Source organism: uncultured Polaribacter sp. (assembly GCF_947500975.1).
In the GTDB taxonomy this organism is placed as follows: domain Bacteria; phylum Bacteroidota; class Bacteroidia; order Flavobacteriales; family Flavobacteriaceae; genus Polaribacter.
This window is the reverse complement of record NZ_CANMUE010000073.1, coordinates 1-289: the sequence shown is the minus strand read 5'-3', so window position 1 is coordinate 289 and position 289 is coordinate 1. Positions and strand designations below refer to the sequence as shown.

Annotated in this window: 1 protein-coding gene; it reads right to left on the bottom strand. The window is 42.6% G+C overall.

What is annotated here, in order from left to right:
- The coding region (locus Q0733_RS13060; RefSeq protein ID WP_298782783.1) for a hypothetical protein at window positions 1–289 on the bottom strand (289 nt) is incomplete at both ends.

Sequence of the window (289 nt, the reverse complement as noted above, 5' to 3'; positions counted from 1 at the left end):
TAGGAGCACCAGTTGAGTTTACTTGCCACTGGTAGGTAAAACCTGTTGTAGAAGTTGTTGGGTTTGTATAATCTGGCGTAGAACCAGAAAAGGTTGTTGTGCTGTTTAGTTTAGGATTATCACTATCTACATTTATGGTAACTGTATTGCCAACATAAACAGCAGTTGCTCCTGGGGGGTTGTCTAATACAATTTGGCTTGCTACAACTTCGTTACCCGAAAGACCATCATAACCACCAGTACCTGCAGTTACTCTACCATTACTACCAACGGCTGGTAAGGTACCGTC